Source organism: Leucobacter sp. Ag1 (genome assembly GCF_000980875.1).
Classification (GTDB): domain Bacteria; phylum Actinomycetota; class Actinomycetes; order Actinomycetales; family Microbacteriaceae; genus Leucobacter; species Leucobacter iarius.
In genome coordinates, this window is sequence record NZ_LAYO01000037.1 from 1 (window position 1) to 7943 (window position 7943).

The following is a 7943-nucleotide window of genomic DNA, read 5'->3' on the forward strand; positions in this document are numbered from 1 at the left end:
AACGCGCCAAGGCGCTCGCCCGCGCTCGCGAGCGGGCCCGCACCGCTGCCGCGCAGGCTGCGGCCGCGGAGGCCCGGCCTCGCGCGAACCAGGCCGACTCGATGCTGCTCGACGAGGCGCGTGCGCAGGTCGCCGCTGCCCGGACCGCCGAGGTCAAGGCGGACGCCACGGTCGACGCGCAGCGCACCATCGAAGCCTCGGTGCGCGCGCATGCGCCGGTCGATTCCACCGCGGATCGGCTGCGGAGCATGGGCGTGATCGGCGACACCGCCGAGGGCATGCCCGACCTCGACGCGGTGCTGCGTCGCCGCCGCGCAGCCGGCTGATCCCGGGCCGTGGCCGAGCGATTTCGCATTGCGGATCGCGCGCTGCTATGCTGGACGGGTTCACGGGTCCTTAGCTCAGTTGGTAGAGCGCGTCGTTCGCAATGACGAGGTCAGGAGTTCGATTCTCCTAGGATCCACCACATCGAAAAGCCCCGCTCAGGCGGGGCTTTTCGCGTTTCCTGAGCGTCGTCGTCAGAGGTGATTACTGCGCGACGCAGCTGCCGGTGCTCACCGGGGCGGTGAGGGCGGGCGCCTGCCGAGCGAGCGGATCCAGTACCGAGGTCGGCACCGCATAGCCGAGGTTCGCGTTGGTCTCGGACTTCGCGAACACCACGCCGATCACGCTGCCGTCGGCGCCGAGCACCGGACCGCCCGAGTTGCCGTGGTTCACCGTCCCCGCGAGGGAGGTGACCTCGCGCACCGAGCGGCGCCCCTCGATCGTCATGTCGGCCGAGGCCGTGCCGATGACCGAGGCGGTGCCGACGGTGAGCGGGCCGCCGAACGGATAGCCCGCGATCCATCCCGTGGTGGCGGGCGCGGGCACCGGAGCGACGGGCAGCGCGGGAACGTCGAAGCCGTTCACGGCGATGACCGCGAGGTCGTGCTCGGGGTCGAACGCGACCACTCGGCCCGAGACGGCGGCTCCGCTCGGGGCCTCGACGACGGGACGATCCACTCCCGCGACGACGTGCGCGTTGGTCACGATGCGGTCGGGAGCGACGACGAAGCCCGATCCCGAGAGCGAGGTGCCGCACTGGAACGCGGCGCCCGAGACGCGTACGACCGATCCCAGCGCGCGCTGCACCGAGGCGGTCTCGGACGCGGCGGGCGGGGCGGCGACGTCGACCGGCTCGTTGAGGACGCGGGCGACCCAGGGGGCTGCGCCGTCGAGCGCGGTGTCGCGCGCCTGGGCGAGGAACGACTGCACGGGCTTCGGCGTGAGACGATCCACGGCCGCGACGATGCGCGAGCCGGCGATGGCGGGGGAGAGCGTCGGGACGCCGAGCCCCTGCACGGTCGTGGCGACCAGCACGGCGATCAGGATCGCGACCACCAGGTTGCCGAGGGCGCCCGTGATGCGATCGAGCCAGCCGAGGCGGATCCGCTTCGCGCCGCGGCGGAGCAGCCTGCCGATCGCGCCGCCGAGCGCGGTGCCGACACCGAGCAGCAGCACGATCGCGCCGATCGCCGCGGGGATCCGCCACTCCGGCTGCGTCACCTGCGCGGTGAGCCAGGGCACGAAGAAGAAGGCGGCGACGCCGCCCGCGACGAGGCCGGCCAGGCCCGCCGCGGTGCGCAGCAGTCCCGCCCGGTAGCCGTTGACGAGCGCTCCGATCCCGATGGCCGCGAGGAGCAGGTCGACCAGCACGCTGCCGTTCATCGCGTCCTCCTCGTGTGCGTCGTGTCGGGTTCCCGTGCTCCAGCCTGCGGCAGTCCGCCTCGGAGGAGCCTGTGCGACGGGCCGGGCCGGTTGTCGGTGGCCGCCGCTACCATGGACGGGTGGCTACCGCACTGTATCGCCGTTACCGGCCAGAGTCCTTCTCCGAGATGATCGGACAGGAGCAGGTGACGGCACCCCTCATGACCGCGCTGCGCTCGGAACGCATCGGCCACGCCTACCTGTTCAGCGGACCGCGCGGCTGCGGCAAGACCACCTCGGCCCGCATCCTCGCGCGCTGCCTCAACTGCGCCGAGGGTCCGACTGACACCCCGTGCGGCGTGTGCCCCAGCTGCGTTGAGCTCAGTCGTGCCGGCGGCGGTTCCCTCGACGTGGTCGAGATCGACGCCGCGAGCCACGGCGGCGTCGACGACGCGCGCGACCTGCGCGAGCGCGCGGTGTTCGCGCCGGCGCGCGACCGCTACAAGATCTTCATCATCGACGAGGCCCACATGGTCACGGCGGGCGGCTTCAACGCGCTGCTCAAGATCGTGGAGGAGCCGCCGCCCCACGTGAAGTTCATCTTCGCGACGACGGAGCCCGAGAAGGTCATCGGCACCATCCGCTCCCGCACGCACCACTACCCGTTCCGGCTCATCGCCCCCGCCACGCTCATCGAGTACGTGCAGTCGCTGTGCGACAGCGAGCAGGTCGAGGTCGAGCCCGGCGTGCTGCCGCTCGTCGTGCGCGCCGGCGGCGGCTCGGTGCGCGACACCCTCTCGATCCTCGACCAGCTCATCGCCGGGTCCGAGGGCAACCGGGTCACCGCCGAGCGTGCCACGGGTCTGCTCGGCTACACCCCGAGCGAACTGATCGACGAGGTCGTCGTGGCGATCGGCGCAGCCGACTCCGCTGCGGCCTTCCGCGCCGTCGACCGCGTGGTGCAGACGGGTCAGGATCCCCGTCGCTTCGTCGAGGACATGCTCGAACGGCTGCGCGACCTCATCGTCATCAGCGCCACCACGGTCCAGGGCGCGTCCGCCGTGTTCCGCGGGGTGCCCGAGGACCAGCTGCAGCGCATGTTCGAGCAGGCGCAGGTCTTCGCACCGGGTCGCCTCTCGCGCATCGCCGACACGGTGAGCGAATCGCTCGACCGCATGGTCGGGGCTACCGCGCCCCGACTGCACCTCGAACTCATGATCGCCCGCGCCCTCGTCGCCGAGGCACCCGCGGCCGGCTCGACGAACTCGGCCGGGCAGGCGGCGGAGCCGCAGATGTCGCTGCGGGCCGCGATCACCGGTCAGACGGCACCCGCGGCCCCGCAGCGTGCCGCCTCCGCGCCGACGACGGCCCAGGCCCCGGTGGCGGCTCCGGCCCCGACTGGGGCCCGGCCCGCGCAGCAGCCGAACGGGGGGACCGCTGCGCAGCAGCCCCCGGTCGAGACCGCCGAGGCACCGGCTCCCGCGGCGCAGCCCGCGCCGGTTTCTGCCGCTCCCTCCGCTCCGGCGGCCCCGGCGAACGCCGCCCAGACCGCCCGTGCGGTGCGCGAGTTCCTGCGTGAGGACTCGGCGGGTGCCGCGCCGTTCGGTCGTCCCGTCTCCGACGTGCTCGCCGGGGTCCCGCGTGAGCCCCTCAACGTGAGCGCGGAGCCGAGCGCCCCCGCTCCGTCCGCGGCTCCCACCGCACCGGCTGCCGCGAGCAGGCCCGCTCAGCCCGCCGCCCCCGCTCCCGTTCAAGGCCCGGTGGGCGACGCTGCCGAGGCCGGCTCGGACGACGCTTCCGCGGACGAATCGGGCGAGGCGACGCTCGACGACCTCACCGAGATCTGGCCCGACCTGCTCGAGGAGCTGCTCGAGGGCGACCGGGACGCATGGAACGCGGTCCGCGAGATCACGCCGCTCGGACTGGACGGCGATGTGCTGTCGCTCGGTTTCCCGTCGAAGTCGAGCCTCGACGTCTTCAAGACGGCCGGGGCCGGACCGCTGCGCGAAGCGATCCTGTCGGCGGTCGGGGTGCAGGTGCGCTACCAGCCGAAGCAGCTCCCCGCGGGTGCGAGCCCGCGCGAATCCGCCCCCTCGTCGACCGGAGAAGGCGGTGCCCCGCAGCGCTCGAGCACGCCCGACTCCGACGATTCGGACCCTCACCGAGCCGGATCCGTTCCCAGCGCCGAACCCGCACGACCCGAACCGGAAGCGTCCCGACCAGGGGCAGAGCCCGCCCCTGCGGGTGCGGAGCCCGCTCCTGCTGCCGCCCCCGAGAATGTGGCACCGAGTCCGGAACCGATCGACCGGGCGCCGACGCCCGCCGCGGACCCGACTCCCGCGAAGCAGGCCGCCGCAGGGCCGGTCGTTCCGGCGCCGGCGCCCGGATACGGCGACGACCCCTACGCGAACGACGACGGAATGCCGAGCGACGACGACGACGGCGAGGGGGACCCCTACGGAGATCCGTACGCCGACCGCCGCACGGTCCCGGCCGCCGCGCCGCAGACTGCTGCGCCCGCAGCCGCGACCGAGGCCCCCGGCGCTGCACCCGCGCAGCTCCCCGAGGATCGTGCGTCCAGCAGACTCGCCGCTCTCGCCTCCGCGATGGCCGCCCGCGAGTCCGCTCCCACGACGGCGCCCGCGCCGTCGAACGGTGCTCCCGCGCACGAGCGACCCGCTCCCATGACCGAGTGGGCCGCGCCCTCCGCCCCCGATGCCGCGGCCGCCGAACCGGCCCCGGCCCCGATTCCCGCCGCGCCCGAGCGGGAGGCCCGGGTCGAGGCCCCGCCCGTTCGCTCGAGCGAGCCGCAGGCAGCTGCCGGGAGCGGGTCGCCGGAGCGCGCACCCTCGCGCGTCGGTTTCGCCGCCGCAGGGCAGAGCGCCGCGGCCCCGAAGGCGCCCGCTGCCGAGGCGGCGATCCCGGGGCCGGGCATCGCGGACCCCGACACCGGCCCCGAGCTCGTCCGCTACGGCGAAGCCGTGGTGCGCGAAGTGCTCGGAGCCCGATTCGTCGAGGAGCGCCCGCTCCCCGGACAACCCGAAAGTTGAGCTGCTGAACCATGTACGACGGCATCGTTCAAGACCTGATCGACGAGTTCGGTCGGCTCCCCGGCATCGGCCCGAAATCGGCCCAGCGCATCGCCTTCCACATCCTCCAGACCCAGAACTTCGACGTGTCCCGGCTCGCCGAGCTGCTGAGCGAGGTGCGCGAGAAGGTGCGGTTCTGCGAGGTCTGCGGCAACATCACTGAAGAGACGCGCTGCTCGATCTGCCGTGATCCCCGTCGCGATCAGGCGCTCATCTGCGTGGTCGAGGAGCCGAAGGACGTGGTCGCGATCGAGCGCACCCGGCAGTTCCGCGGCCTCTACCACGTGCTCGGCGGAGCGATCAGCCCCATCGACGGCGTCGGGCCCGACGACCTCAGCATCCCCGCGCTCATGCGCCGACTCGGCGACGGCGAGGTGAAGGAGGTCATCCTCGCCACCGATCCCAACCTCGAGGGCGAGGCGACCGCGGCGTACCTCTCGCGACTGCTCACCGCGATCGACGTTCCCGTCTCGCGGCTCGCATCGGGCCTCCCCGTCGGCGGCGACCTCGAGTTCGCCGACGAGGTCACGCTCGGCCGGGCATTCGAGGGCCGCAGACAGGTCGAATAGCGCCCGCTTGCCTCGGAGCGCACCGATCCGCGTAACGCAGGCATCCCGCAGGCGTCGGCGCGATAGACTGGACGCTCGCATATATTCCGTCCCTGACTGCTGGAGGTCTCCGACGTGGCATTGATCGTGCAGAAGTTCGGCGGCTCGTCGGTTTCGGACGCCGAGAGCATCAAGCGCGTCGCCAAGCGCATCGTCGAGACCCGTCGCGCCGGCAACGAGGTCGTCGTCGCCGTCAGCGCCATGGGCGACACCACCGACGAACTGCTCGATCTGGCGGCCGCGTGCACGCCGATCCCCGCCCCGCGCGAGCTCGACATGCTGCTCACCGCGGGCGAGCGCATCTCGATGGCGCTGCTCGCCATGACCATCAAGGGCATGGGCGTCGAAGCGCTCTCCTTCACCGGGAGCCAGGCGGGCATGATCACGACCGCGGAGCACGGCTCCGCCAAGATCGTCGACGTGACCCCGGGCCGCGTGCGCGAGGCGCTCGACGAGGGGGCCGTGGCCATCGTCGCCGGCTTCCAGGGCTTCAGCCGCGACTCCCGCGACATCACGACCCTCGGCCGCGGCGGATCCGACACGACGGCCGTCGCGCTCGCGGCAGCGCTCGGTGCCGACGTCTGCGAGATCTACACCGACGTCGACGGGGTGTTCACGACCGACCCCCGCATCGTCCCGCGCGCCCGCAAGATCGACGCGATCACCGCGGAGGAGATGCTCGAGCTGGCCGCCTCCGGTGCCAAGGTGCTGCACCTGCGCGCCGTCGAGTACGCGCGCCGGCACGGTGTCGCACTGCACGTCCGCTCCTCGTTCTCCAACGAGACGGGCACCATCGTCTACGACCCCGCGAAGGGGCATCCGAAGGGAGCACAGGTGGAAGAGCCGATCATCACCGGGATCGCCGCCGAGAAGAACGAGGCGAAGGTCACCGTCGGTGGCGTGCCCGACGTCCCGGGCAAGGCCGCGCAGATCTTCGAGATCGTGGCGAAGACCAACGCCAACATCGACATCATCGTGCAGAACGTGTCGGCCGCCGACACGAACCGCACCGACATCTCGTTCACCGTGCCCCTCGAAGAGGGCCGCCGCGCGGTCGAGGCGCTCGAGGCCGAGCGCGAGTCCGTCGGGTTCCTGAGCCTGCAGTACGACGACCAGATCGCCAAGGTCGCCGTCGTGGGTGCGGGTATGCGCACCAGCTCGGGCGTCTCCGCTCAGCTGTTCCGCGCGCTCTACGACGCGGGCATCAACATCGAGATGATCTCGACCTCCGAGATCCGTATCTCCGTCGTCACGCGCGCCGACCTCATGGAGCAGACCGTGCGCGTGCTCCACACCGCCTTCGGTCTCGACTCCGATACCGAGGCGACCGTCTACGCCGGTACCGGCCGATAGGCCCGAGAGGAACACATGGCAGAGCAGCAGGGTTTCAACGTCGCCGTCGTCGGCGCCACGGGTCAGGTCGGCGCGGTCATGCGCAGGCTCCTGGTCGAGCGGGAGTTCCTGATCGCGTCGATCCGCTTCTTCTCGAGCGCGCGCTCGGCGGGAACCGTCATCGAATTCCGCGGTGAGCAGATCACCGTCGAGGACGTCGCGACCGCCGACAAGAGCGGCATCGACATCGCACTGTTCTCGGCGGGCGGCGCCGCATCCCGCGAGTACGCGCCGCAGTTCGCTGCGGCGGGCGCCATCGTCATCGACAACTCGAGCGCGTGGCGCCTCGCCCCCGAGGTGCCGCTCGTGGTCAGCGAGGTCAACCCGCACGCCGTCGACGGCATCGTCGAGGCCGGCCAGGGCATCATCGCGAACCCCAACTGCACCACCATGGCAGCGATGCCGGCGCTGAAGGCGCTCGACGCCGCAGCCGGCCTCGAACGCCTCATCGTGACCACCTTCCAGGCCGTCTCCGGCTCCGGTCTCGCCGGAGCCCGTGAGCTCGCCGGGCAGGTGACCGCCGCCGTCGAGGCAGGCGGCATCGAGGGCCTCGTGCACGACGGCGCGGCGGTCGAGTTCCCCGCTCCCGAGGTCTACACCAAGACCATCGCGTTCGACGTGCTGCCGCTCGCCGGCTCCATCGTCGACGACGGCGAGGGCGAGACCGACGAGGAGAAGAAGCTCCGCAACGAGAGCCGCAAGATCCTCGAGCTGCCCGAACTGCTCGTCGCGGGCACCTGCGTGCGCGTGCCGGTGTTCACCGGGCACTCGCTGTCGGTGCACGCCGAATTCGCGAACGACATCACGCCCGAGCGCGCCACCGAGGTGCTCGCAGCGGCTCCCGGCGTCGAACTGAGCGATGTTCCGACCCCGCTCGAGGCCGCAGGCCAGGATCCCTCGTTCGTCGGCCGTATCCGCCAGGACCAGTCGGCTCCCGCGGGCCGCGGCCTCGTGTTCTTCGTCTCGAACGACAACCTGCGCAAGGGCGCCGCGCTCAACGCGGTGCAGATCGCGGAGCTCGTGGCGGCGAAGCGTTCGGCGTAGCCCCAGCGCATCGACTCAACATCCCGCAGGCGCTCAGCTCGAGCGTCGCCCTGCTCATCATCACGCTCTTCGGCGGATACGCCATGCTGTTCGTATTCGGGATCGTGTTCGTCGTCATCGCCGC

The 7943-nt window shown here is 72.0% G+C and carries 5 protein-coding genes, 1 tRNA gene and 1 pseudogene; 6 read left to right on the forward strand and 1 reads right to left on the reverse strand.

Annotated features, from left to right (window positions below; translation table 11 throughout):
* Both XM48_RS18105 and XM48_RS00370 read left to right on the forward strand, forming a co-directional pair.
* A pseudogene (locus tag XM48_RS18105) lies at positions 1–326 on the forward strand (hypothetical protein); the annotation flags it as partial.
* A 64-nt stretch (positions 327–390) separates the two neighbouring features.
* Positions 391–466, forward strand: a tRNA-Ala gene (locus XM48_RS00370).
* A gap of 62 nt (positions 467–528) precedes the next feature.
* Here XM48_RS00370 and XM48_RS00375 read toward each other — a convergent pair.
* Complete coding sequence (locus XM48_RS00375; protein ID WP_046453789.1) at positions 529–1707, reverse strand: MarP family serine protease; 1179 nt, start codon at positions 1705–1707, stop codon at positions 529–531.
* 119 nt (positions 1708–1826) lie between these two features.
* On the opposite strand from XM48_RS00375, the gene XM48_RS00380 reads away from it, so the two are divergent.
* The 4 genes from XM48_RS00380 to XM48_RS00395 all read left to right on the forward strand — a co-directional run bounded on the left by XM48_RS00380 (position 1827) and on the right by XM48_RS00395 (position 7819).
* Positions 1827–4736 carry a DNA polymerase III subunit gamma and tau gene (locus XM48_RS00380; RefSeq protein WP_084820824.1) on the forward strand — a complete coding sequence of 970 codons (2910 nt, stop codon included), beginning with the start codon at positions 1827–1829 and terminating at the stop codon, positions 4734–4736.
* An 11-nt stretch (positions 4737–4747) separates the two neighbouring features.
* Entirely contained in the window at positions 4748–5344 is a 597-nt protein-coding gene (recR, locus tag XM48_RS00385; protein ID WP_046453791.1) for a recombination mediator RecR, read from the forward strand.
* A 114-nt stretch (positions 5345–5458) separates the two neighbouring features.
* Positions 5459–6736: an aspartate kinase gene (locus XM48_RS00390; RefSeq protein WP_046453792.1), complete on the forward strand. Its 1278-nt coding sequence runs from the start codon at positions 5459–5461 to the stop codon at positions 6734–6736.
* Between the two features lie 15 nt (positions 6737–6751).
* A complete protein-coding gene (locus XM48_RS00395; protein ID WP_046453793.1) occupies positions 6752–7819 on the forward strand; it encodes an aspartate-semialdehyde dehydrogenase in 1068 nt (355 codons plus the stop codon).
* Positions 7820–7943 lie beyond the last annotated feature (124 nt).

Bases quoted from the DNA above. Each gene is read 5' to 3' on its own strand.
- XM48_RS00375 (WP_046453789.1), bottom strand. From the start codon at position 1,707: ATGAACGGCAGCGTGCTGGTCGACCTGCTCCTCGCGGCCATCGGGATC.
- XM48_RS00395 (WP_046453793.1), top strand. From the start codon at position 6,752: ATGGCAGAGCAGCAGGGTTTCAACGTCGCCGTCGTCGGCGCCACGGGT.
- recR (WP_046453791.1), top strand. From the start codon at position 4,748: ATGTACGACGGCATCGTTCAAGACCTGATCGACGAGTTCGGTCGGCTC.